Source organism: Bacillus sp. FSL K6-0994 (assembly GCF_038630815.1).
Lineage (GTDB): Bacteria > Bacillota > Bacilli > Bacillales > Bacillaceae > Bacillus > Bacillus safensis.
In genome coordinates this window covers 2,306,991-2,330,579 of sequence record NZ_CP152043.1, presented here as the reverse complement: position 1 = coordinate 2,330,579, position 23,589 = coordinate 2,306,991, and the positions used below count along the sequence as shown (strand labels likewise).

25 protein-coding genes are annotated in these 23,589 nt (G+C 40.9%); 20 read left to right on the top strand and 5 right to left on the bottom strand.

Annotated elements, in window-relative coordinates:
• The first annotated feature begins 211 nt into the window (after positions 1 to 211).
• The 7 genes from MHB69_RS12035 (at position 212) to MHB69_RS12005 (ending at position 8,003) form a co-directional block, all read left to right on the top strand.
• Positions 212 to 1,156 (top strand): ABC transporter ATP-binding protein, encoded by a 945-nt coding sequence (locus MHB69_RS12035; protein ID WP_342495592.1) that lies wholly within the window; start codon positions 212 to 214, stop codon positions 1,154 to 1,156.
• Between the two features lie 19 nt (positions 1,157 to 1,175).
• Entirely contained in the window at positions 1,176 to 2,342 is a 1,167-nt protein-coding gene (locus MHB69_RS12030; RefSeq protein WP_342495591.1) for an ABC transporter permease, read from the top strand.
• Positions 2,335 to 3,456, top strand: a complete 1,122-nt coding sequence (locus MHB69_RS12025; RefSeq protein ID WP_342495590.1) for an ABC transporter permease — start codon at positions 2,335 to 2,337, stop codon at positions 3,454 to 3,456. Before MHB69_RS12030 ends, MHB69_RS12025 begins: the two co-directional genes overlap by 8 nt.
• Before the next feature lie 138 nt (positions 3,457 to 3,594).
• Positions 3,595 to 4,344: an SDR family oxidoreductase gene (locus tag MHB69_RS12020; RefSeq protein ID WP_342496236.1), complete on the top strand. Its 750-nt coding sequence runs from the start codon at positions 3,595 to 3,597 to the stop codon at positions 4,342 to 4,344.
• 371 nt (positions 4,345 to 4,715) lie between these two features.
• Positions 4,716 to 5,936 (top strand): MFS transporter, encoded by a 1,221-nt coding sequence (locus tag MHB69_RS12015; RefSeq protein WP_342495589.1) that lies wholly within the window; start codon positions 4,716 to 4,718, stop codon positions 5,934 to 5,936.
• A 70-nt stretch (positions 5,937 to 6,006) separates the two neighbouring features.
• Complete coding sequence (locus MHB69_RS12010; protein ID WP_024427903.1) at positions 6,007 to 7,047, top strand: 2,3-butanediol dehydrogenase; 1,041 nt, start codon at positions 6,007 to 6,009, stop codon at positions 7,045 to 7,047.
• Between the two features lie 125 nt (positions 7,048 to 7,172).
• Entirely contained in the window at positions 7,173 to 8,003 is an 831-nt protein-coding gene (locus tag MHB69_RS12005; protein ID WP_024427904.1) for a manganese catalase family protein, read from the top strand.
• Between the two features lie 35 nt (positions 8,004 to 8,038).
• On the opposite strand, the gene MHB69_RS12000 is transcribed toward MHB69_RS12005, so the two are convergent.
• From MHB69_RS12000 to MHB69_RS11985, 4 genes are read right to left on the bottom strand one after another with little or no spacing between them, the layout of a single operon-like run.
• The gene (locus MHB69_RS12000; RefSeq protein WP_034279995.1) at positions 8,039 to 8,752 is read right to left on the bottom strand and encodes an amino acid ABC transporter permease; all 714 of its coding nucleotides are present in this window, start codon (positions 8,750 to 8,752) and stop codon (positions 8,039 to 8,041) included.
• A gap of 12 nt (positions 8,753 to 8,764) precedes the next feature.
• Positions 8,765 to 9,463, bottom strand: coding sequence for an amino acid ABC transporter permease (locus tag MHB69_RS11995; RefSeq protein ID WP_046311870.1), 699 nt, complete (start codon positions 9,461 to 9,463; stop codon positions 8,765 to 8,767).
• A complete protein-coding gene (locus MHB69_RS11990; protein WP_024427907.1) occupies positions 9,460 to 10,320 on the bottom strand; it encodes an amino acid ABC transporter substrate-binding protein in 861 nt (286 codons plus the stop codon). The genes MHB69_RS11995 and MHB69_RS11990 overlap by 4 nt, the downstream gene beginning before the upstream one ends.
• Positions 10,317 to 11,081, bottom strand: coding sequence for an amino acid ABC transporter ATP-binding protein (locus MHB69_RS11985; RefSeq protein ID WP_340890103.1), 765 nt, complete (start codon positions 11,079 to 11,081; stop codon positions 10,317 to 10,319). The genes MHB69_RS11990 and MHB69_RS11985 overlap by 4 nt, the downstream gene beginning before the upstream one ends.
• 144 nt (positions 11,082 to 11,225) lie before the next feature.
• Between MHB69_RS11985 and MHB69_RS11980 the strand changes: the two genes are divergently transcribed.
• The 11 genes from MHB69_RS11980 to MHB69_RS11930 all read left to right on the top strand — a co-directional run bounded on the left by MHB69_RS11980 (position 11,226) and on the right by MHB69_RS11930 (position 19,871).
• Complete coding sequence (locus tag MHB69_RS11980) at positions 11,226 to 12,389, top strand: acyl-CoA dehydrogenase family protein (RefSeq protein ID WP_340890101.1); 1,164 nt, start codon at positions 11,226 to 11,228, stop codon at positions 12,387 to 12,389.
• 125 nt (positions 12,390 to 12,514) lie between these two features.
• On the top strand, positions 12,515 to 13,303 hold the full coding sequence (blaBPU, locus tag MHB69_RS11975; protein WP_280806395.1) for a BPU family class D beta-lactamase: 789 nt from the start codon (positions 12,515 to 12,517) through the stop codon (positions 13,301 to 13,303).
• 234 nt (positions 13,304 to 13,537) lie between these two features.
• Positions 13,538 to 14,020 (top strand): hypothetical protein, encoded by a 483-nt coding sequence (locus tag MHB69_RS11970; protein WP_342495588.1) that lies wholly within the window; start codon positions 13,538 to 13,540, stop codon positions 14,018 to 14,020.
• Between the two features lie 95 nt (positions 14,021 to 14,115).
• A complete protein-coding gene (locus MHB69_RS11965) occupies positions 14,116 to 14,463 on the top strand; it encodes a YxiJ family protein (protein WP_342495587.1) in 348 nt (115 codons plus the stop codon).
• 245 nt (positions 14,464 to 14,708) lie between these two features.
• Positions 14,709 to 15,578, top strand: a complete 870-nt coding sequence (locus MHB69_RS11960) for an alpha/beta hydrolase (protein ID WP_342495586.1) — start codon at positions 14,709 to 14,711, stop codon at positions 15,576 to 15,578.
• Between the two features lie 76 nt (positions 15,579 to 15,654).
• A complete protein-coding gene (locus MHB69_RS11955; RefSeq protein ID WP_029708013.1) occupies positions 15,655 to 16,011 on the top strand; it encodes a winged helix-turn-helix transcriptional regulator in 357 nt (118 codons plus the stop codon).
• Between the two features lie 240 nt (positions 16,012 to 16,251).
• Positions 16,252 to 16,884, top strand: coding sequence for a 3-hexulose-6-phosphate synthase (hxlA, locus tag MHB69_RS11950; protein ID WP_342495585.1), 633 nt, complete (start codon positions 16,252 to 16,254; stop codon positions 16,882 to 16,884).
• Positions 16,881 to 17,438 (top strand): 6-phospho-3-hexuloisomerase, encoded by a 558-nt coding sequence (gene hxlB / locus MHB69_RS11945; protein WP_342495584.1) that lies wholly within the window; start codon positions 16,881 to 16,883, stop codon positions 17,436 to 17,438. Before hxlA ends, hxlB begins: the two co-directional genes overlap by 4 nt.
• Before the next feature lie 140 nt (positions 17,439 to 17,578).
• The gene (locus MHB69_RS11940) at positions 17,579 to 18,304 is read left to right on the top strand and encodes a DsbA family oxidoreductase (RefSeq protein WP_342495583.1); all 726 of its coding nucleotides are present in this window, start codon (positions 17,579 to 17,581) and stop codon (positions 18,302 to 18,304) included.
• Between the two features lie 100 nt (positions 18,305 to 18,404).
• Positions 18,405 to 18,860: a MarR family transcriptional regulator gene (locus MHB69_RS11935; RefSeq protein WP_051627316.1), complete on the top strand. Its 456-nt coding sequence runs from the start codon at positions 18,405 to 18,407 to the stop codon at positions 18,858 to 18,860.
• Positions 18,861 to 19,871 (top strand): serine hydrolase, encoded by a 1,011-nt coding sequence (locus MHB69_RS11930; RefSeq protein ID WP_034280022.1) that lies wholly within the window; start codon positions 18,861 to 18,863, stop codon positions 19,869 to 19,871.
• Between the two features lie 18 nt (positions 19,872 to 19,889).
• On the opposite strand, the gene MHB69_RS11925 is transcribed toward MHB69_RS11930, so the two are convergent.
• Entirely contained in the window at positions 19,890 to 20,978 is a 1,089-nt protein-coding gene (locus MHB69_RS11925; RefSeq protein ID WP_025092855.1) for a GntR family transcriptional regulator, read from the bottom strand.
• A gap of 273 nt (positions 20,979 to 21,251) precedes the next feature.
• On the opposite strand from MHB69_RS11925, the gene MHB69_RS11920 reads away from it, so the two are divergent.
• The gene (locus MHB69_RS11920) at positions 21,252 to 22,877 is read left to right on the top strand and encodes an FGGY-family carbohydrate kinase (protein ID WP_340890080.1); all 1,626 of its coding nucleotides are present in this window, start codon (positions 21,252 to 21,254) and stop codon (positions 22,875 to 22,877) included.
• Positions 22,871 to 23,575, top strand: coding sequence for an L-ribulose-5-phosphate 4-epimerase (locus tag MHB69_RS11915; RefSeq protein WP_340890077.1), 705 nt, complete (start codon positions 22,871 to 22,873; stop codon positions 23,573 to 23,575). Before MHB69_RS11920 ends, MHB69_RS11915 begins: the two co-directional genes overlap by 7 nt.
• The last annotated feature ends 14 nt before the right edge of the window (positions 23,576 to 23,589 follow it).

Genomic DNA, 23,589 nt, shown 5'->3' with positions numbered 1-23,589 from the left:
ACTTACAAGAACACCTTGTAAGTTTTTTGTTTTCAAGATTTAAAAAAGCCTGTACTATTCTCCTGCATTCCGTAACATGTTAAAATGAAAAGATTGGAAATATACGTCTTTAGTAGATTTTTTTACTATATATTAAGATTTGATTGGATGATATTTATTATAAGGGATCTTATGTGAGAGAACGATAGACAGAATAGAGGAGAGAGATAGGTTGCTAAAAGTACATGACATTAAGAAAAATTATGAGAATCAGCAGGTATTAAAAGGGGTAACCTTTCACTTAAAAAAAGGAGAATCATTTGGTCTATTGGGACCGAATGGTGCTGGGAAATCCACATTAATTGGCATCTTGACAGGGCTTATCCGAGCAACTAGCGGCTCTGTAACGATTGAAGGTTTAGATTTAAACAAAGAAACAAATAGAGTACAGCAAATGATTGGTATTGTCCCGCAAGAGATCGCGTTATATTTACATTTAACAGCAAAAGAAAATTTAATATTTTGGGGGAGAATGTACGGACTCAAAGGAAAGGAGTTAAAAAGCAGAGTGCAAGAAACACTTCAGTTAATTGGTCTTGAAGATAGAGCAAATGACAAAGTGAAAGTATTCTCTGGAGGAATGAAAAAAAGAGTGAATATCGGATGCTCGATTTTGCATCAACCGAAACTATTAATCATGGATGAACCGACTGTAGGTATAGATCCACAATCAAGAAATCACATACTAGAAACAGTAAAAATGTTAAATAGTGAAGGGATGACAATTATATATACTAGTCATTACATGGAAGAAGTCGAATATTTATGTGAAAGAATGGCTATTTTGGACCACGGATCGATCATTGCAATGGGGGATCAACATGAATTAAGTGAGCTTGTCGGCAATCAAAGGGAAATTATTTTTACTATTAAACGTGAACATGGACAGAGCGAAATAGATCGTGTGTGCCAATACATAAATGATGAAGATCCGTTAAAGGAAATCGTGATTCATGGAAATCAAATTAAAATATTTGATCAACATCCTCAGCAGCTATTAAGTCGTCTCATTCAAGGTGTGACTGCATTAAATGTTCAAATTATTTCAGCAGAAATCGTAGAACCAAACTTAGAAAATGTTTTTTTATATTTAACTAGTAAAAAATTGAGAGATTAGGCTGTTTGGAGGTGAGCATATGAGCATTTGGGTTGTACTGAAAGATCTATTATTGTTTTTTAGGGATAAGAAAAGCTTTTTTACACTTTTTTTTATGCCTATCATATTAATTGCTATTTTAGGTGCAGCATTTGGAGATAACATGAAGAAAGATAGTGAAATCAGGATCAATTCATTTCGAGTAGGAATAACAGATCAAGATAAGTCCGCTACAAGTAAAATGTTTATTTCAACAGTGTCTAAGAGTGAACTAAGTGACATATTTGATGTGAAGGTCACCTCGAAAAATCAGCTAGAGAAAGATTTAAATAGTAGAGACATTACAATGGGTATAATCATCAAGCCGAATTTTGAAAAAAGCCTATTGAATTATGATCATGTGCAATTGAATATTCTGAAAGGGCCTAATTCAAACTTACAGGAAATGGTTCTGGAAAATGTGGTTTTGCAATTCTTTCAAAATTATCATATGAATCGTATTCTGGTGCCGTTGAATCAAGGTAAAGAAGTGGAAATCGCGTCTGATCAACTGAAAAAAGAACTGGTGAACGAGAGGAATATTCATATCAACAGCCAGCCGATTACATCCTTCCAATACTATGCAGGCGGGATGGGTGTGCTTTTTTTATTAATGACTGTTGTTTTTCTAGTTGGAAGTATGATAGAGGAAAAAGAAGAAGATGTTTATAAAAGGCTGATTGTATCAAAATTAAGCAATACTAGTTACATCGTTGGGAAGTTATTGGGTATTGTTTTGATGAGTATGATTCAACTTGCGGTCATTATTTTATTTACTAGTTTTGTCTTTAAGGTGAACTGGGGAGAGCCTTTTACTGTTGTTATGATCGGATGTAGTTTTATATTAAATGCTGCGGGTTTCGGGGTGCTGATTGGTTCTTTTATCAATAGAGAAAAAACGTTTAACAGTGTAGGGATTTTAGGAACTCAAGTGTTAGCTGCTTTAGGTGGGAGTATGGTGCCCTTATACTTATTCCCACAATGGGTGATTGATATCAGCTATTTTTTACCTAATTCTCTTGCACTTCAAATGTTTTTGAAAAGTATGGAAGGTGCTGATTTTAGTGAAATTCAAAGCGGATTATTACTTAGCTGTGGGATGGGACTAGCTTTCTTCATCATTGCTTTATTAAGAATGTCTTTTGAAAGGAAGCATCGTTATGCATAAAATATTAGCCATTATAACGTTAAAGTTAAAAGAAACATTAAAGTCCCCATTGACCCTCATTTTTTTATTTGTTATGCCAATCGTATTTAGTTTTATCTTTGGAAGTACCTCATCTGATTCAAAGAAACCTACAGTTGCTTTTATTCTAGAGCCTAGTCAAGGGAAACTGGATCAAGAAATTTTTCAAATTCTCGAAAAAAACACCAAATTTCTCTGGGTAAAGGCGACTGAAAGGGACGCAAAAGATTTAGTATCTGAAGAAAAGGTAGTGGCGTCTGTGAAAGTCGCAAACCAATTAAAGTCCCATCTAAAAGAAAATAAAGAAATTTTTGATGTGACAGTTTATAAGAAAACTGAAGAATATGCAGTCTTATCTCCTTATTTAAAAGAGACAGCTACCATCATTTATCAAATCAATCAGGGTGTGAAAAAGCAGAAAAGTGTTTCTCTCTCTAATGCATTGAACAAGTTAAATGAATCTGGCACCATTTCATTGATTGAAAAAAATCAAGATGATCAAGCAAGCCAGCAACCAAATTTAATACCGCTTGGCTTTACCATTATGTTTATGATGTTTGCGATTTCAAGCTCTGTGTCATCTATTCATTTGGAATATAAAGATTATACATGGCAAAGATTGCTTTCGAGTCCAATTCATAAAATATATGTGCTTCTGGGCTATTTAGTGGCTTATTTCCTCCTTGGATGGATACAACTGGGTGTTCTTTTGACTGTCTTATCTGTGTTCTTTCATGTGTACTTAGGAAACGTAATTCATATTCTAGTGTTTGGATCATTTGTTATAGGGCTAGTCGTGAGTTTAGGTTTTATGATTGCCACCTTATCTCATACAAAAAAGCAATCTGAAGTATTTAGTGCAATTGTTATCGTAGGATCGTGTATGCTGGGTGGTATTTATTGGCCTTTAGATATCGTTCCAGACATTATGAAGAAGGTCTCTTTGGCTATACCGCAAACGTGGATGATGTCTGGTTTTGGTGAGATCATGAGTGGTACGGTCAACCAATCAATCTTATTATTAGACATAACAGTTTTAGCAGCTTTTACGATTGTTTTTATGGTGATTGGTTTGAAAAATATTAGATCCTATTAATCACTTTTCTTCGTTTCATTTTAGTTTTTAAAAACCCTCTATGGCTCTCAATTGCGATAGAGGGTTTTTTATTCATGCGTACTCCTCAAAATGATATGATAGACGACAACATCTCATGGAGAAAGGATTGGATGAATGATGATTTTTCAACATAAAACCGTCATCATCACAGGCGCAGCCAATGGTATTGGTGAAGCGATCGCCTGCGGTTATGCAAAAGAAGGGGCGCGTGTGGTGCTTGCGGATATAGATGAAGAGAAGGGGAAGCGTTTGGAGGAGCAGCTGAGAAAAGAGTCCTGTGAAGTTTATTTCATTAAAACAGATGTGAAACAGGAGAAGGATATTCAGCGCTTAATGTCGTTTGCGGCGGAGCACTGCAAAACGATTGATATTCTCATCAACAATGCCGGCGTCATGTGCACAGCATCGCCTTATGAGTTAACGGTCGATGAGTGGGATCATGTGCTGCATACAAATGTAAGAGGGACTTTTTTATGCGCTAGAGAAGCAGCACGTTATATCAAAGAGAATCCAAACGGCGGTTCCATTGTGAACATTTCATCTACCCGCGCGGCCATGTCAGAGCCTCATACGGAAGCATATGCTGCATCAAAAGGCGGGATTTCCGCGCTTACTCATGCCTTGGCGGTTTCTTTTAGTCAGGATCACATTACGGTGAATAGCATTTCCCCTGGATGGATTGAAACGAAGGATGAGAAAAGTCTTCGAGAAATTGACCATCAGCAGCATCTTTCCAATCGAGTCGGCACGCCAAAGGATATTGTGAAAGCCTGTTTTTATTTAACAGATGAAGACAATCAATTTGTGACCGGCACAGATTTGGTTGTTGATGGCGGCATGACTAGAAAAATGATTTATGCGGATTAACATGAAAAAAATATTGACGCTTTGATCGAGGCGCAGTACAATATGTAACAATTCAGCTGAAGATCGTGATGAAAAAAAGACACAGCGCAAATAGAGAAGAGTACATCATAGCTGCCCCACACAGAGAACTCCGTCAAGCTGAGAAGGAGCTGGGAAGCATGATGGAACCAAGCCTCTTAGCTCTGCACCGGATTCCCTCGGATGGTGGTGCAGCGAACTTCTCCCGTTACAGAGAAGGGTGAATGATCACCCGCTAAGGTTCATCTGGCAACAGATGAATGAACTGAGGTGGCAACGCGGAGTAAATCCCGTCCTCAAGACAGACATGTCTTGGGGGCGGGATTTTTTTATGACAAATAGGGGGGACCATGATGAAAAAACATTGGCGGGATATGAGTATTTTACTTGGAGCCATCGGGATCGCGAACATAGGAGAATGGATTTATATGATTGCTCTCCATCTGCTTATTTTTCAAGAAACGGGCTCTGTACTTGCTGTAACAGCAGTTTATTTACTAAGACCGGCGGCTTCTCTTTTGACCAATAGCTGGTCCGGCAGTTTGATTGACAGGCTGAATCAGCGGAATGTGATGATCAGTTTAGATATTACCCGTGCTCTGCTCATTGCATGCATCCCTTTTGCCTTATTCTCAGGACATCTGATCATCCTATATGTCATGGTGTTTTTCATACAGATGGCACAAGCGATGTTTCATCCAGCGTCGATGGTGTATATGACAGGACTAATCCCGGCGGATAACCGAAAACGGTTTAATGCCATTCGCTCTTTATTACAATCCGGGGGATTTTTACTTGGGCCCGCGGCAGCAGGTCTGCTCTTTCTCATCGGGACTCCTGTGCTTTCAATTTATGTAAATGCGATCTGCCTCTTGATATCTGCTTTGTTAACGATGTGTTTACCGAATTTGCTCAAAACAGATGCTGCCCAAAAGCGGTTTTCCCTTTCAATGTTAAAAGAGGATGCAAAGCTTGTTCTGCGTTTTAGTCTGACGTCACGCCAAATCATGACGGTATATTTATTATTTAGTGCCGCGATATCGGTCCTTCCTACGGCCATAGACTCACTTGAAACAGCCTTTGCAAAAGAAGTATTGATGCTGACTGATACACAATATGGCCTTCTTGTCAGTATAGCTGGAGCGGGTATTATCGCAGGGGCAAGTCTTAATTCGGTCATTGTCGAAAGGCTGTCAGTTTCGCTGATGCTTGGAATCGGCAGTTTGTTTGTGGCGTTTGGCTATCTTATTTATGCATTTTCCAGCAGTCTAGTTGCAGCCGCCGGTGGATTTTTTATATTAGCCTTCTTTTTAGCATTTGCGAATACAGGTTTTATGACGTTCTATCAAACAAATATCCCCGTAGAGGTGATGGGGAGGGTAGCCAGCTTTTATGCTTTGGTTGAAGCCATTCTGACGATGACCATGACAGGAATATTCGGCGGACTCGCTCATATTCTATCGATCAGAATTTCCGTCATCATTGGGTGTCTATGTATGCTTCTTATCTGTCTATTGCTATGTTTTGTCATCTTTCGTCCATTGACTGTCAAAAAAATAGTGCATCCTACTTAGAAAATTAAAAAAATTATGTTATCATTATTTAAGTAAGTTAATTAAATTGATGAGAAAAGGAGTCTTATAAATGAAAGCACTACGCTGGCACGATCAAAAGGACATTCGACTAGAGGAAATTGATGAACCAACAGTTGCTCCAGGAAAAGTGAAACTTAAAGTAAAATGGTGCGGCATTTGCGGTAGTGATTTACATGAATATTTAGGCGGACCGATCTTCATTCCTGTGAATGAACCTCATCCACTTACAAAAGAAAAAGCACCCGTTACACTGGGACACGAGTTCTCTGGTGAAGTTGTTGAAGTAGGAGAAGGCGTGAGCAATTACAAAGTAGGCGATCGAGTGGTGGTTGAACCTATTTTTGCAACTCACGGGCATCAAGGTGCTTATAACTTAGACGAAAACATGGGCTTTTTAGGACTTGCCGGAGGCGGCGGTGGATTCTCTGAATATGTATCAGTCGATGAAGAATTACTTCATTTATTACCAGACGAAATCTCATATGAGCAAGGCGCGCTTGTCGAGCCTTCTGCAGTTGCTTTATATGCGGTTCGTTCTAGTAAAGTACAAGCTGGGGATACAGCGGCTGTGTTTGGCTGCGGACCAATCGGTTTACTTGTCATTGAAGCATTAAAAGCAGCTGGTGCTACTGATATTTATGCAGTTGAATTATCAAAAGAGCGCCAAGTGAAAGCAAAAGAGCTTGGAGCGATCATTGTAGATCCATCTCAGTATGAAGATGTTGTTCAAGAAATTGCTCGCCGTACAAACGGTGGCGTCGATGTTTCTTTTGAAGTGACAGGTGTACCTGTTGTATTGAAGCAAGCAATCCAATCAACTAGAATTTCAGGCGAAACAGTGATTGTAAGCATTTGGGAAAAAGGCGCAGAAATTATGCCGAATGACATTGTCATTAAAGAACGTACAGTAAAAGGAATTATCGGCTACAGAGACGTATTCCCATCTGTATTAAACTTAATGAGAAAAGGCTATTTCTCTGCAGACACACTCGTCACGAAAAAAATCAAGCTGGACGATGTGATCGAGGATGGCTTCCATGCATTAATCAATGAAAAAGATCAAGTGAAAATTTTAGTCAGTGCTGAATAAGTAAGATAACAAAGAGGATGGCATAAGCCATTCTCTTTTTTTATGTATTCATATCATTTTCATAAAGAGAGCTGCGGTCGAATAGTGATAAGTGAAAAGATGTTTTTGATAAGGGAGATGACATCATGTTTTATCACATCAAAGAATTGCAATATGAAGCAAAGCCCTCAAAGCCTGATCCGGTGTATGCAAAGAAATTACAAGAAGTATTAGGCGGTCAATATGGTGAAATCAGCGTGATGATGCAATATTTATTTCAAGGCTTTAATTGCCGGGCAGATCAAAAATATAGGGATTTATTATTTGACGTGGGAACAGAGGAAATTGGTCATGTCGAAATGCTGGCAACGATGATTGCGCGTTTACTTGATAATGCACCAGTTAAGGAACAAGAAGAGGCGTACCAAAGTGATCCTGCACTTGCAGCTGTCATGGGCGGAATGAACCCGCAGCATGCGATTGTTGCAGGTTTAGGGGCAATGGCAGCGGATAGTCAAGGATACCCGTGGAATGCCAAATACATCATTTCAAGCGGAAATTTAATGGCGGATTTCAGAGCCAATTTAAATGCAGAGGCCCAGGGCCGCCTTCAGGTCACAAGACTTTACGAAATGACAGATGACCGCGGCGTCAAAGATATGCTCTCCTTCCTCATTGCTCGTGATACATACCATCAAAATATGTGGCTTGCCGCAATTAAAGAATTAGAAGAGCGAGAAGGAGATGTCGTCGTACCAACCACCTTCCCTCGTTCACTAGAAAAACAGCAAGTATCCTATGACTTGTTTAACTTCTCAAGAGGGGAAGAAAGTAAGCAAGGCAGATGGGCACATGGCCGCAGCATGGATGGAAAAGGAGAGTTCAGATATATTTCTGCACCTGTCGTATTCGGCTCTGCACCAAAGCTCAAACCCGCACCAAAAGAACTATTTAACACACCAAAAAAGGGTGAATAAAAAAGTCGATCAGGTTTTTGTGCCTGATCGACTTTTTAACGTCCGAGAGTTCTTCCGTATACACTGACACGTTTCTCTAATAATGCAAAGGCTAATTCAAAGACAATGCTCAGCAGCCAATAGATCAAAGCAGAGACGAGATAAGTTTCTAAAAACTGATAGCCGTCATTTGCAATGATCCGGGAAATACCCATGATTTCGAGTACCCCAATTGTAAACGCAAGAGATGTCGCTTTTAATAACTGAACGAGCTGATTGCCTAGGTTTGGTAAGGCCACAACAAATGCCTGCGGCAAAATAATGCGTATCATCGCCTGACGTGTGGTCATGCCTACAATTTTTGCCGCTTCAAGCTGCCCTTTATCTACTGCCAGAAGTGCACTTCGGACCACCTCTGTTAAATGAGCGGCTGAATGCAGGCTGAAGGTAATAAGAGCCACAGCTAAAGGGGAGACCATATCCGGATGAAAGGTCAGTCCGAATGTGCCGCTCATACTGGTTAGAAGAAAAGGGAGCCCATAAAAGAAAGCGAACAGTTGAACAATAAGCGGCGTTCCTCTAAAAAAGGAGACGTATAGCGTAACGAGCTGTCTGAGTACAGGGATGCGAAAGAGGCGAATGAAAGCAAAAACAGATCCGATCACAAGACTCACAGCCATGGAAACAAGAGCAATTAATAATGTGAAAGGAACACCTTTTAGAATATGTGGTACTTGGTCAATCGCAAATGGAATATCAATGGTTTGCATCAAATCGCCTCCTTAACGTGACAGACTAGTACGGCCTTTTACAAATTTCTTTTCAAGCAGCATGGTGACTAGTTCAATGCTCATACAAATGAGCCAGTACACAATCGCAATGATCACATACACTTCAAACATGCCGATTCCATAGTTATTTCCTAAGATGATCTTCACCTGTCCCATAATATCGATGAGTCCGATCGTAAAGGCAATCGCCGTGTCTTTCACAAGATCAATGGTGTAATTTCCGAGGTTTGGCAGGGCAATGAGAAAGGCCTGCGGGATAATGATCCTGATCAAGGCCTGTGTATCTGTCATCCCCACAATGTAGGCGGCTTCCAGCTGATCCTTCCCAACAGACGAATACGCACTGCGAAAAACTTCAGATAAATAAGCCCCCGTATGTAAAGAGAACGTCATCATCACAAATAACACACGATCCCAATGATTGATTTGAATTCCTGCTACAAGTAAAAGCTGAGGAAGCCCAAAATAAATCAAGAATAACTGAACAATTAATGGCGTACTTCGTGTAAAAGATAAATAGATAACAGCCAATTGCTTCAACACTGGGATTTGTTTTATACGAATGCATGCAAATAAGAGCCCTATTAGAATGGCAAAAAACAATGACACTGCAATAATGAGAAAAGTGAGTGGCAGGCGTTCAAGCACCTGTAAAAAAATTCGCAGCCAATCTCCAGCTGTAAACGTCATGACGCTTCCTTCCTTTCTTCATATTGATAGCCTTGCTCTGAGATGTAGTCAATATCTTGAAAGAAATCAACCCCAAACCACTTTTTCGCAAGCTTAGGTAGTGTTCCATCATCAATCATCTCTTGTGTGACCCGGTCCAAATCTGCTGCAAGCTGCTTCTCACTCGGCTGTAAGACAAGATAAATCGGCTCCTTTGACACAATGCCGCCAACTTTGACCTTTAGGTTGAGATGCTTTTGTATGGTATCGAAGGTCGAAATATTCATAAAAGCCGCATCAGACCGTCCGCTTTCAACGCGCTTTAAGTTGAGTTCATTTGAAGGGCTTTCAATGGTTGTCAGCGGAATATCTGGATCATGTTCTTCATTATATTGATTTAATATGGAACGCAATCCGCCGCTGGGACTGACAGGAGCGAGCTTTTTTGATGTCATATCATCAAGCGATTGAATATCCCGGTTTGATTCATTCACAATTAATCCTGTCATCGAATAGCCGTACGGAACTTGAGGATAAAGAAACCGTTTTTCGCGTTCAGGGTTACTGAAAAACCAATTAGCTGCCATTTCAAACTTCCCTGCGCCAACACCAATTAAATTGGATTCTTCCTCGCCAAAGATGTAATCAAAATGTATGTGTGGAAGTCTCTTTTCCACTTCATTTAAATAATCAATGTTATAGCCAATCGGTTCGTTTCGGTCATTTGTGGCTAAAAAAGGTGGATTGACCTCTGCACTCAGTGCGACTTTCACAATTTGTTTTCCATCATCTGTTGTTGTTTTCACACTGCTGCAGCCAATCAGGGAGAGGAGAATCAGAAGGACACCAGCTGTCATGAATGCTGTCTTTTGTTTCATATGTCTTCCTCCGATCCTTGCCACATTCCGCGATGAATCCTAGATAAAAATTGTTTCGTTCGTTCATGCTGAGGCTTCATGAGGACGTCTTCTGGGGAGCCTTTTTCAACGATTTCCCCATCTGCCATAAAGATCACGGTATCCGCTACGTCCTTTGCAAACGAAATTTCATGCGTCACAATGACCATCGTCATCCCTTGGCTCGCAATATCTTTGATCATTTCAAGGATTTCTCCGACCATCTCTGGGTCAAGTGCGGACGTTGGTTCATCAAACAAAAGCACCGCAGGATTCATCGCAAGAGCGCGGGCAATTCCAATCCGCTGCTGCTGACCGCCAGATAATTCACTCGGAAATGCATCCTTTTTATGAAGCAGTCCAATCCGCGCTAAAAATTGCTCTCCAACCTTTTCAGCTTCTTTTTTAGACATGTTTTGGGACACAATCAATCCCTCTGTAATATTTTCAAGTGCTCGTTTATTTTGAAACAAGTGATAATGCTGAAACACCATGGAAGATTGCTGCCTTAGTTTTAAAAGATCTTTTTTATGATATCGTTCAAATTGAATCGTGGCTTCTCCAACAGTCAGCTCTCCTTTGTCTGGAATGTCGAGGCTGTTTAAACTGCGGAGAAGTGTTGTTTTTCCTGATCCGCTCGGTCCAATAATTGCGACCACTTCACCTTCTTGAACGGTGAAATCAATGCCTTTTAACACATGGGTCAGCCCATAAGATTTATGTAGATTAGTAGCTGAGATCATAAAAGCATCACGTTCCTTTGACAGATGTACTTAATATTGATAAAATTTAACACATTAAATCCTATAAGTAAAGTGTGTTTTATTCATTCCGATTGGAAAAATGAGATATCATAGATTGTGAGAAACAGAGGAGTTGGATACGTTTTGTCTAAAGCATTATTTGTCGATACCGATTTTCAAAAAACATGGCTTAATCAGCTGGAATCTCTTCGTGAAACGATTGAACAAAACGCAAAAAAACATGATGAAGGCGCTTATTTTCCTAAACAGAATATCGAATCATTAGTAAACATGGGATATACAGCCCTGTCTCTTCCCGCTGAATATGGAGGCGGGGGTCAATCTGTAACAGATATGGTTCTATTTCAAGAAACGCTTGGCAGCATGGACGGAGCGACTGCCTTATCGATTGGCTGGCACCAAGGAGTTGTTGGTGAAATTTATGAAAAGAAACTATGGAATGAGAAGCAGCTGCAATTCTTTGCGGAAGAAGTGAAGAAGGGCGCCCTTGTCAACCGCGCTGTGAGTGAGGCGCAGACAGGCAGCCCAACAAGAGGCGGCAAGCCTGGGACAACAGCGATGAAATCAGGTGATCGCTGGGTGATCAATGGACGTAAAATTTTCACAACAATGTCACCAGCTCTCACATACTTTTTAGTCGGTGTATGGATCGAAGAAAAAGAGGCGATGGGATTCTTCTTAATTCACCGTGACACAGAAGGTGTTTCTATAGAAGAAACATGGGATGTTGTCGGCATGAGAGGAACAGAAAGCCATGATTTAATCTTAGATCAAGTTGTGGTATCAGATGATATGCTTGTTGAAGTGCAAAAAGGACCTCGGGGCGGTACGTTAAACCCTTGGATCGCCCATATTCCTTCCTGCTATTTAGGAATTGCACAAGCGGCAAGAGACTATGCTGTACAGTATGCCATCACACATTCACCGAACAGTATCAGCGGAACGATTAGTGACCTGCCGAATGTCCAAACACTGATTGGCGAAATTGATTTACTATTAAAGCAAGCACGCCACGTCATCTATTCAACGACAACATTGTATGAAAAGCCTGAGAAAAGAGAGCTGTTAATCAATGAATTCGGTGCTGTGAAGCATACAGTCGTTAATCATAGTCTGCAAGTGGTCGATAAAGCCATGCGTTTAGTCGGTGCAAAAAGCTTAAGCCTCGGCTGTCCGCTTCAGCGTTACTACCGAGATATCCGGGCTGGGCTCCATAACCCGCCAATGGATGATATGACGATTTCAAAAATCGCGAGGCAGGCCATTGAAGAGAAAAAAGAAAGCTAATATGATCAGAAAGCCGGATGAAACCGGCTTTTTTTATTTGACAGAAAAGAGGACAAGCGTCCCTTATGTCTCATCACTCAGGCATGCTACAATCGATACAAATCATAGGAAAAGGAGCGGTTTTTTTGAAGAAAAAGCATATGAAATGGCTGTTTTGCACCATCATGCTGATGGCATTTTGTATCGGCCAGCCTTCATCAAGTGAGGGAACATCTCCAGCGTGGTCAGTAGATGAATTCATGAAAGACCGAGAAGGCACATTTGTCATCCAAGAAGTAAAAGAAAAATCGCCATGGGTGTATAACCAAAAAAGAGCGAACAAGCGCTTTGCCCCACAATCGACATTTAAAGTGGCAAATGCCCTCATCGGGCTCCAAACAGGCGCAGTGAGAGATGAATACGACATCAAATATTGGGACGGAGTAAAAAGAGAAATTGATAACTGGAATAAGGATCATACACTGGGCTCTGGTATGAGAGATTCAGTCGTCTGGTACTATCAAGCCATGGCACGTGACATCGGAGAAGAACGCATGAGTCATTGGGTGAAAGCCATTCATTATGGGAACGAAGACATATCAGGAGGAATCGATCAATTTTGGTTAAGCAGTTCGTTGAAAATTTCTCCAGTAGAACAAGTCCATTTCCTCAAACAGCTATATGAAGAAAGTCTTCCATTTGACCTGTCTGTCATGAGAACCGTCAAACGAATGATGATCCAAGAAGAAGAGAAACATGCCACCCTATACGGAAAAACAGGCTCCGGCTCAGGCATCGGCTGGTACGCAGGCTTCATCAAACATGAAAACAAAACCTACATCTTCGCCACAAATATCGAAGGCACCGGCATAGAAGCAAAAGAAATTACCTATCGTATTTTGAAAAAATATCATTTGATGGAAGCATCCGTTTAGGATGCTTTTTTATATATAAAAGGGGATATTTTGATAAGATGATGATATATGGGTTAGTTTTAGGAAAATGATAGTGATATCACATGAGAAGGAGGCTTTTTGCTTGAACCAGCCTGAGCCCTTATTTGTTCGTTCAGAAAAAGAATTCAGGTTCTATCAGAATTTAGGGATCATGTATTTGATCAAAATAAAGGGCTGCCACAGCAAGTCTTCCGTAAGAATTTTGATTGTTTTTTGTTTCAAGAGTTTGATTGGGCATTAAGTGATGATATTTTACCAACAATCAAGGAGTTATCAAATTCAACACGTGATAGAGAATTTTTGACTGCAGTCCTTAAGCCAGATCCAGTTGATTACTATTTGAAGGAGTTTGGTTATTATCATTGGCTGAAAGCGAGTGTGAACATTTCAGGTGAGGATTATGTAAATGCACTATGGACGCACCCAAAAGGTTCTATAGCTGATAATATAATTACGAACTCAAACATAGTGGTTTGGTTATCCCGTTCTTTGCAGTGGGCGATTCTAGCAGATAGAGATTTGGAAATTTGTATAATAGGTATGGTATCAAAAAAAGAGTGTCCCCAAAATATTTTATTAGAAGAAGGATGGAAACCACTGGATCATCCTGATTTAGCAAATTGGTTAGAACTGTTATTGAAGGATCAAAAAACATTCAATGAATATTTCAGTCAATTGCTATCAAATTATCCGTAATGGTACTTGTGGTTTAAATTAGGAAGTATCAATTACTAATGATAGACAAAGAAATGATTATCAGTAATGTCTATATATAAAAGGAGCATAAGGCCATGAACATCAGCCAAGATAAAACAGCATTAATCAATGATTTGAAGCAGCGCTATCAATATTTTTTTCATTCCACTTATCCAGAAGATATCGTATTTTTTGAGGAGGAAACTGGTATGTGGTCCGATGATTTTTATGAATTTTTCACTCTTGTGACAGGCAGCTTAAGTTATGTGATCGATCATAAACGAATTCCAAAAAAACAGTTAAACGTGCTGCGTCAGTCATTTGAAGAGCAATACCCTCAAATCAAATCATTTCAACACGTCCTTGAATCGTATCCTTTATTACATTCCTATGTCCAGTACCATGAAGAAACAAGAAAACGAATCATTGCATTTATACAATAACCTCTTGGAGGATAAACTATGACATGGTTTTTAGATGAAAAATCCAGAAACAAATCCCTGATTTCGATATCAACCCTCTAGAGCAAATCAATGAATTTCACCACTTTAAGGGGTATAATGAATATTACGACTTGATCAATTGTATTGCTTTACACTTCCTATATGAATCTAGTATCGAATGAATCGTGCTAGTTTCTCTACATATCTGCTACTCGTGCTTCCCCATCCCAACACAGAAAGGTGCAATGACTTTGAATCGAATCTTGAAATGGCTCTTATTTGTAGTTGTCATCGCTGGCTTATTGGTTTGCGCATTCTTTGTGTTCCGTTTCAACCAGCCTAAGCCGACAACAAACATCCATTACGCAGACACACAAAACAAACAGCAAACACTCGATATGTACATGCCAAAGGGCAAAGATAAAGACAAAAAGAAGAAGCATCCAGTCATGATCTATCTCCATGGCGGAGGCTGGACAGGCGGAGATAAGAATAGAGTTGCTTCAAAGGCTGATTATTTTACTGGTCAAGGGTATGTGTTTGTTTCGATGAATTACAGGCTTCACCCTGATGCCAACTATGAGCAGATGGCAGATGATACGGCAAACGCCATTAAATGGGTCAAGGATCATGCGGATGAATATCAAATCGATTCATCAAAAATCAACGTCATGGGTCACTCAGCGGGCGGTCATTTGACGGCGCTGGTTGCTACAGATTCGACTTACTTAAAACGTGTGGGGCTGTCGCCAAAATCGATCAATTCCATTGTTGTTCTAGACGGACCGTTAAACCTCAATCAATTTATACAAGCCATCCCATCGTATAAAAAAGTCTTTGGCAAACAAGAGAAAAATTGGACAAAGGCATCACCTGTCACTTATATGAATCAAGCGAATGTACCTCCTGTCTATTTGGTCACGGGCTGGGAAAATCCTGAGGTGTACCGATTTGCAGAAAAACTGAACCATGATAAAGGCTCTCGGTTTGTTTTTCGGGTTCATACGTTAAGCCATAGTGATCTGAACAAATGGTTTGGATCAGACAGAGCGCCAAAAGAAGCACAAAAAATGACAGAGGCTGTGATGGCTTTTGTCAAAAAACAAAATCAATAACGAAGACCGTATGCTTGGCTATTCATTTTGCCGCAGTATATGATAAAGCGTAAATGGTTTGAAATTAAAGGAGTGTATGTTGTTGTCATCACGAATGGAAAATAAAGTGTTCAATTGCGAAAAAGAGCTGACGCTGAATATTATCGGCGGTAAGTGGAAAATGCTGATTTTATGGCACCTTGGCAGAGAAGGGACAAAACGTTTTGGTGAGTTAAAGTCGTTAATGCCTGGGATTACGCAAAGAATGCTTGTCAATCAGCTAAGAGAATTAGAGGAAGATCACATTGTGCACCGGGAGGTTTATCCTGTCGTCCCGCCAAAGGTTGAGTATTCTCTCACAGAACTAGGAGAAAGCTTAATGCCGATTTTAGAGGCGATGTATGATTGGGGAAAACAGTATCTCGACAGTAATTTTTTAAAAGATGATAAATAGAAAGACTACCGATTGTAGGCAAAGGGCTAAAATAACTTTATTTTAGCCCTTTGTCTTTACGCTGAGATACTGGCCAAAAGACAGTATCTTTTTTGTAACCATATGCGGAAAAGTATAGTATGTAAAAAAAAAGTGCGTACTTGGATTGCGTCCATCCTGTTGTTATACTCATTTCATCGTTCAAGAAGCCCTATCCACGGAGCTCTTGAAGATGAGATGAAAAAACGGGAGTGAACGTTCATGAAATTACAATTAGCATTAGATTTAGTGAATATACCAGAAGCAATTGAGCTGATCAAAGAAGTAGAAGCATCCATTGATGTGGTCGAAATTGGGACACCTGTTGTGATTAACGAAGGGCTTCGTGCTGTAAAAGAAGTCAAGAAGGCTTTTCCGAATTTACGTGTACTCGCTGATCTGAAGATTATGGATGCTGCCGGCTATGAAGTGCAGCAGGCATCCGAAGCAGGAGCAGATATCGTCACCATTCTTGCAGCGGCAGAAGATATGTCCATTCAAGGAGCGGTGAAAGAAGCGAAAGCAAGAGGAAAACAAATTTTAGTTGATATGATTGGCATCAAAGATATCGCAGGCCGGGCAAAAGAGCTGGATGCGCTTGGAGTCGATTATATTTGTGTGCATACAGGCTATGACCTGCAAGCGGTTGGTCAAAACTCATTTGCTGACCTTATGACAATTAAACAAGTCGTTAAGCAGGCAAAAACAGCGATTGCAGGCGGAATTAAGCTTGATACGTTACCTGAAGTCGTGAAATTAAACCCTGATTTAATCATTGTCGGCGGCGGTATCGCAAGCCAGGACAATAAAGCAGAAGTAGCGGCACAAATGAAGCAGCTGATCGAACAATCATGAAGACCAGCGACTATGTGAAAGCCATTTTAAATGAGCTTTCTGAGCATTCGTCAGCCATTCAAGACGAACAAGCAGAGCGCCTGGTCACAAGTATTCTATCTGCACAAAAAGTCTTTGTGGCAGGTGCAGGCAGGTCTGGTTTGATGGGAAAATCGTTTGCGATGAGACTTACGCATATTGGCGTCAAGGCTTATGTCATTGGAGAAACGAATACGCCTTCCTTTACAGAAGAGGATCTCTTGATTGTGGGGAGCGGCTCTGGTCGAACAGAGACCTTGCTTGTCCTTGCAAAAAAAGCAAAAGCAATTGGCGGAAAAGTGGCAGCTTTCACGCTTTCAACTGAGTCACCAATAGCTGATCTAGCAGATGAAATCATCTTATTGTCAGGTGCACCAAAGGATCAACAGGAAGGAAGTCATCATACCATTCAGCCAATGGGTTCACTATTTGAGCAGCTGCTTCTTTTGACATACGATGCGGTCATTTTGCGGTTAATGGAAATGAAAGAGCTCGATACACATACAATGTACGGTCACCATGCAAATTTAGAATAGTCATTTTCAACGCCTTTCCTTTCTTAAAAGGAGAGGCTTTTTCATTTCAATCAAGCCCAGAATCTTGACATAACCGATTTGATGTAACTATAATAGTTACATCGTTAAAGAAAAAGCGTAAACACGGAAGGAAGATGAAAATGAAAGTACAAATTTGGTCAGATATCGCCTGTCCTTTTTGTTATATAGGAAAAAAACAGCTGGAAACAGCGCTAGAACAATTCCCAGAGAAGGACCAGGTAGAGATAGAGTTTAAAAGCTTTGAGCTTGATCCACATGCACCTGCTCAAGTCGATTATGACGTTCATGATATGCTCGTCAAAAAATATGGCATGAGCCGCAGCCAGGCCATGGCGATGAATGAGCAGGTGAAGCAGGCCGGCAAAGAGAAAGGGATCGATTTTCAATTTGATGCGCTCGTGTTGACCAACACCTTTGATGCTCATCGATTGGCACAATATGCTGGTCAAATGGGGAAAGGCGATTTCGTCATGGGAGAACTGTTTCAAGCGTATTTTACAAATGGAAAGCATGTTGGTGATCGTCAAACCCTTTTACAAATTGCAGAAAAAGCAGGTCTTGATGAGAAGGAAGTACAGCAAGTTTTGGGCAGCGAAGCATTTGCCGATCATGTCCGAAAAGATGAACAAGAAGCGAGACAGCTTGGTATCAATGCTGTTCCGTTTTTCTTGATCAATGACAAGTATTCAGTTGCAGGTGCGCAGCCGGCCGATACGTTCCTGCGCGCACTTGAAACAGCTTGGACAGAGGAAGCAGCTCAAGCAGAGAAAGCGTCTGCCAATTCATTTGAAGCAGCATGTGCAGATGGCGTATGTGCGGTGCCTACCCCTAAAGAAGAAGCGTAATAGGCAAGTTCCCTATCTTTCTAAAAGATGGGGATTTTTTCTTGTTTTAATATAAAGGTTGCTTTATACTTAAGTTATCTTAATTATGAAGGTGATAAAAGTGACATCCAAAACAGCTATGATTCAAGAGCTAAACAATATCGAAGCCCGCATCCATCAAAAGCTCCGATTAGAGTTTGAAGAATTATTTGTAGATGAGTTAACCGATAAGCAGCATATTGTACTAAATTTTATTGAGCAGAAAGGGGGAAGTTCTCCTATTCAAATTGCCCAGCAATTAGGGATCACTCAAAGTGCAGTGAGTCAATTGTTAAACACGCTTGAAAAAAAAGAATGGATTCGCCGCAGCATTAACCCGAATAACCGGAGGGAATTGCATGTTGAACTTTCTGAGAAGGCAAAAACGTACCTTGAGAATATGCGAAAGGTAGAGCTTGCGATTATTGAAAAATATTATTCAGCATTATCCTTCGATGAGATCTCCACATTGACATCGATTTATGAAAAGCTTGATCAATTGATCCCACATCAAAACGAAGAGAAAGGAGGGGAATGAATGACGCTCAAACAAGAAGTACAGAGAATCGCTTCCTCTTATACAGAGAAAAAGAAGGAGGCGCTGCTTGTGATCGGACTGATTCATCAAGGGGAAACGCATGTCTTTCATTTCGGGGATCACCCTATACAAAAGCGAGTGCAGCCAGAGGATGTCATTTTTGAGATTGGCTCGATTTCAAAAGTCTTTACGACAAGTATATTGGCAAGCATGATGCAAAAAGGGCAGATGAAACTCGATAATTCGATTTCTCTGTATTGTCCTCACATTCGAAAGAATCACCCCATTCAAATAGAGCAGCTGGCAACCCATACGTCTGGTCTTCCTCCGCATCGTCTTCTTAGAGATTTGCAGCTATGCTTCCTTCCTAAAGTGAGAAGAGATATGTTCTGTCAGTATTCACTCGATGAATTAATGAAACTGTTAAATTCGAAAAAGTGGAATCAGCCAAAAAGCTTTCCATCTCGTTATTCCAATGTGGGTATGGGGCTGCTTGGTTTAATCATGGGCTGGTCTCGTCACAAAACATATGAACAGCTATTGATGGAATATATCGTGGATGAGCTTCATCTATCAAGTACCTTTATTACGATTAAGGATAATGTAGAAGCAAAGATGATCTTAGGGCATCGGGAAAATGGAAAAGAGGTTCCGCCGCTTCATATGCTTGACTATCAAGGAGCTGGCGCTATTCGCTCGACCATCACAGATTTATTGTCATTTCTCTCTAGCCATCTACACGCAGATGCGGATTCTTTTTGGAAAATCACGCATGAACCAAGACGGGATATGGGCAGGAACATGTCAATGGGACTCGGCTGGGTCATCGATGACACAGGACTCATTTGCCATAATGGGGCGACGTCTGGATTCTCCAGTTTCATGGGCTTCCGCCCGCATTCAAAAACAGGCGTGGTCGTTTTATCCAACTACCGTAATCGAATCACGCAAGACTCTCCCGATCGTATAGCGTATGATCTGCTGGATATGCTGGAATCTAAAATAAAATGAGCCACTTGGAGTAGGGGCTCATTTTATTCGTTTGATCGTTTCACCTGGAACCAATTCAGGCTCGTAAAACGTTTGATCAGGGAGATTCTTTTTTCCTTGTACTTTTTTAATCATCCAGTCAGCTGCATCCCGGCCCATTTGCTCCTGAGGATGGGTCAGTGTTGTCAGCTTCACATGGGCATTTTTCTGGGCGATATATGAATTATCCTGTCCAATAATCGAGAGATCATCTGGAATGGACAGCCCGATTTCGCTGCATACATTGGCTACTTCTAAACCCACCTCATCGTTATAGCAAACAAGGGCAGTCAGCTCATGCCTGTGCGCCATCAGGAATGTGGAAATTTGCTCCCCTAAATGCTGCTTCGATTCTGTATCGAAAAAAAGCACATGCTCAGGCAGGAAATTAAGCTTTGCTTCACCTAGCGCCTGAATATAGCCCTTCATCCGATATTTTCCCTGTAAATCATCTGTTTTTGAAATAAGCCCAATTTGCTGATGTCCAGAGGTGATCAGCTCTTTTGTGGCTAAATAGCTGGATTTTACATCATCCAAACAGAGAAAAGGAACCTCTAACTGCTCATAATAGGCATTGATCATAATGAGCGGTACATCCTGTTCTTTAAAGGATAAATAGTACGAGATGTTTGGGTTATATAAATTGCTTTTCGTCGGCTCGACGATAAGTCCGTCCACACCAAACGACAGCATCATTTCAAGCGCTTTTTTCTCCTGCTCAACATCGTTATTTGTACTTGCCAGTAACAAGGAATAGTTCTCTTCGTTTAAACGGCTTTCAATGCCTCGAATGATAGAAGGAAAAATGTAATCGGATATGTATGTTGTAATGACACCAATCGTTTTCATATGTGCATGTCCCGCAGGTTTTGTTTGATATTGATTGGTCACAAATGTGCCTGAACCTTTTTCGCTGCGCAAAAATCCTTCGCTGGACAATTCCAAAATGGCTTTTCGAACTGTATGTCTGCTCACTTGATACATGTCTTGCAGGCTTGATTCGGTTGGAATACGCTCCCCGATCCGATAATCCCCTGTGAGTATTTTGCTTTTTATATCATCAATAATGATCTGGTACTTCTTTTTCATCGTTTCACTTCTTTCTCAGTTGATCATCTACTCGGATTGAGAAGAAATTGTATGGACATATTTTAACATGGTTGTCGGATCAAAAACAGGCGCTTCCCTTTTCTGTTATGACCCCTTCAGAAAAAATGAAAGTTTTTGTCGCATTATGTATGTACAACTATATTTATTATTGACATATGTACGTACAAATATTATATTGTGATTGTACCAGAGAATCAATGAATCTAGAAAAAGAAAATTGAAACCGCTATCAAAAATGGGGGTGAACGTAGAGTGGATCACAAAGAGACGGCCAAAGCCTTGAAAGAAGGACGGACATCTTTAGGCATTGAATTTGGTTCAACACGAATTAAAGCGATTTTAATAGATGAGGAATTTCAGCCAATTGCACAAGGTGCATATGAATGGGAAAGTTTTCTCCAAGATGGAATATGGACGTACAACTTAATTGATATCATTACAGGTCTGCAAGTGGCGTATCGAGAGATGAAAGAACAGGCCGAGCAAAAGTATGGTGTGACCATTCAAACCATTGGCTCAATCGGGGTATCAGCGATGATGCATGGCTATGTGGCATGTGATCATACAGGAGAGGTTCTCGTTCCGTTCCGAACATGGCGGAACGGAACGACCATCGAGGCGAGTCAAAAGCTGACAGACGTATTTCAATTTCATATTCCAGAAAGATGGAGCATTGCCCATTTGTATCAAGCGGTATTAGAAGATGAAAAACATCTATCCCGATTAGAATATATGACCACTTTGTCAGGATATATTCACTGGCTGTTAACCGGAAAGCAGGCCATTGGCATTGGGGATGCGTCAGGTATGTTCCCAATTGACGAACAAACGAAAGATTACAATGAAGAAATGCTCCATCAATTTGAAGACTTGATCGCAGAAAAAGGCTATCCATGGAAGCTTCGTCATCTTCTGCCGCGTGTTTATTTAGCAGGTGAGGAGGCTGGCGTGTTAACGGCAGCAGGAGCAGCCATTTTAGATCAAGGAAAACATTTGCAGCCAGGCATTCCATTTTGCCCGCCAGAAGGTGACGCTGGAACGGGAATGGTGGCGACAAACAGTGTAGAAAGACGGACCGGGAATATTTCTGTTGGGACGTCGGTTTTTGCCATGATTGTGCTGGAGCAGGATCTAAAAGGTGTGTATCCAGAAGTGGATCTTGTCACGACGCCGGATGGACTGCCAGTTGCCATGGTTCATGCGAATAACTGTACAAGTGACCTAAACGCTTGGATGAATATATTCAGAGAGGCATTTGAAGCACTTGGCCTGCAAGTGGAGTCAGAAAGGTTATACGAATCCTTATTGCAGCAAGCTTTAAAAGCAGATCAAGATGGCGGCGGTCTCTTAAGCTATGGCTATTACTCTGGTGAAAATATTACGAGACTGCCAGAAGGAAGACCTCTTTTTGTCAGGTCTCCTGAAAGCCGCTTTAACCTCGCTAATTTCATGCGAACCCATTTGTTCTCTGCTTTTGGTGCTATGAAAATAGGCATGGACCGGTTAAAGGAACAGGAACATGTAGTGATCGACCGCTTACTAGGGCATGGGGGATTATTTAAAACACCGCTCGTTGGACAAAAAATAGTTGCCGCAGCACTGAATACACCTGTATCAGTCGTTTCAACAGCCGGAGAAGGCGGTGCATTTGGGATGGCTGTCCTTGCTTCATATATGGTCCATCAGCAGCAGCAAACATTGGCTGAATTTCTCACCCATCGCGTATTTGCCCATACATCAGAAGAGCTCATGGAGCCCGATCCACTCGATGTCAAAGGCTTTAACGAATTTTTAAAGCGCTATCAAAATGGGCTTGCGATTGAAGAAGCGGCGGTAGCGCATCTCATGCCAAAGAAAGGAGTGACGACGGTATGCTAGATCGCTTAAAAGAAGAAGTGTATCAAGCAAATTTAGATTTGCCAAAATACGGACTTGTGAAATTTACATGGGGTAATGTCAGTGCATGTGATCGTGACATTGGTTTGTTTGTGATTAAGCCGAGCGGCATAGCGTATGACCAACTATCAGCAAAAGATATGGTCGTGGTGAACTTTGATGGTGAAGTGGTGGAAGGAGAATTGAGTCCTTCGTCAGATACAGCTACACATGCAGTTCTTTACAAACACTTTGAGGAAATTGGCGGCATTTCACATAGCCATTCCATGTGGGCAACCGTTTGGGCGCAGGCAGGACTTGATTTACCAGCAATGGGCACAACACATGCCGATACATTTTACGGCGCCGTTCCGTGCGCTCGTTTTCTAACAGAAGAAGAAGTCAATCGGGGTTATGAGGTAGAAACGGGCAAGCTGATCATCGAAACGTTTGAGAAAAGAAACCTAGATGTGATGGCGGTGCCGGGTGTATTGCTTCAAGGGCATGGTCCATTTACATGGGGGAAGGATGCTAAAAGTGCGGTCACAAACAGTGTGATTTTAGATGAAGTCGCCAAGATGAATCTTTTTGCCAAGCAATTGAACGAATTTGCTGAGCCATTGCCGCAGCGAATTTTAGATAAACATTACTTAAGAAAACATGGAAAGCATGCGTATTACGGACAAAAACCTTCAAGATAAAGAAACGAGGGATA

Excerpts from the sequence above, each read along its gene's own strand:
- MHB69_RS12030 (WP_342495591.1), top strand. The coding sequence starts at position 1,176 with ATGAGCATTTGGGTTGTACTGAAAGATCTATTATTGTTTTTTAGGGAT.
- MHB69_RS11960 (WP_342495586.1), top strand. The coding sequence starts at position 14,709 with ATGACTTTGAATCGAATCTTGAAATGGCTCTTATTTGTAGTTGTCATC.
- MHB69_RS11925 (WP_025092855.1), bottom strand. The coding sequence starts at position 20,978 with ATGAAAAAGAAGTACCAGATCATTATTGATGATATAAAAAGCAAAATA.
- MHB69_RS12010 (WP_024427903.1), top strand. The coding sequence starts at position 6,007 with ATGAAAGCACTACGCTGGCACGATCAAAAGGACATTCGACTAGAGGAA.
- MHB69_RS12020 (WP_342496236.1), top strand. The coding sequence starts at position 3,595 with ATGATTTTTCAACATAAAACCGTCATCATCACAGGCGCAGCCAATGGT.
- MHB69_RS11990 (WP_024427907.1), bottom strand. The coding sequence starts at position 10,320 with ATGAAACAAAAGACAGCATTCATGACAGCTGGTGTCCTTCTGATTCTC.
- MHB69_RS11915 (WP_340890077.1), top strand. The coding sequence starts at position 22,871 with ATGCTAGATCGCTTAAAAGAAGAAGTGTATCAAGCAAATTTAGATTTG.
- MHB69_RS12005 (WP_024427904.1), top strand. The coding sequence starts at position 7,173 with ATGTTTTATCACATCAAAGAATTGCAATATGAAGCAAAGCCCTCAAAG.
- MHB69_RS11930 (WP_034280022.1), top strand. The coding sequence starts at position 18,861 with ATGACGCTCAAACAAGAAGTACAGAGAATCGCTTCCTCTTATACAGAG.
- hxlB (WP_342495584.1), top strand. The coding sequence starts at position 16,881 with ATGAAGACCAGCGACTATGTGAAAGCCATTTTAAATGAGCTTTCTGAG.
- MHB69_RS11995 (WP_046311870.1), bottom strand. The coding sequence starts at position 9,463 with ATGACGTTTACAGCTGGAGATTGGCTGCGAATTTTTTTACAGGTGCTT.
- MHB69_RS11985 (WP_340890103.1), bottom strand. The coding sequence starts at position 11,081 with ATGATCTCAGCTACTAATCTACATAAATCTTATGGGCTGACCCATGTG.
- MHB69_RS12025 (WP_342495590.1), top strand. The coding sequence starts at position 2,335 with ATGCATAAAATATTAGCCATTATAACGTTAAAGTTAAAAGAAACATTA.
- MHB69_RS12015 (WP_342495589.1), top strand. The coding sequence starts at position 4,716 with ATGAAAAAACATTGGCGGGATATGAGTATTTTACTTGGAGCCATCGGG.
- MHB69_RS11940 (WP_342495583.1), top strand. The coding sequence starts at position 17,579 with ATGAAAGTACAAATTTGGTCAGATATCGCCTGTCCTTTTTGTTATATA.
- hxlA (WP_342495585.1), top strand. The coding sequence starts at position 16,252 with ATGAAATTACAATTAGCATTAGATTTAGTGAATATACCAGAAGCAATT.
- MHB69_RS11965 (WP_342495587.1), top strand. The coding sequence starts at position 14,116 with ATGAACATCAGCCAAGATAAAACAGCATTAATCAATGATTTGAAGCAG.
- MHB69_RS12000 (WP_034279995.1), bottom strand. The coding sequence starts at position 8,752 with ATGCAAACCATTGATATTCCATTTGCGATTGACCAAGTACCACATATT.
- MHB69_RS11955 (WP_029708013.1), top strand. The coding sequence starts at position 15,655 with ATGTTGTTGTCATCACGAATGGAAAATAAAGTGTTCAATTGCGAAAAA.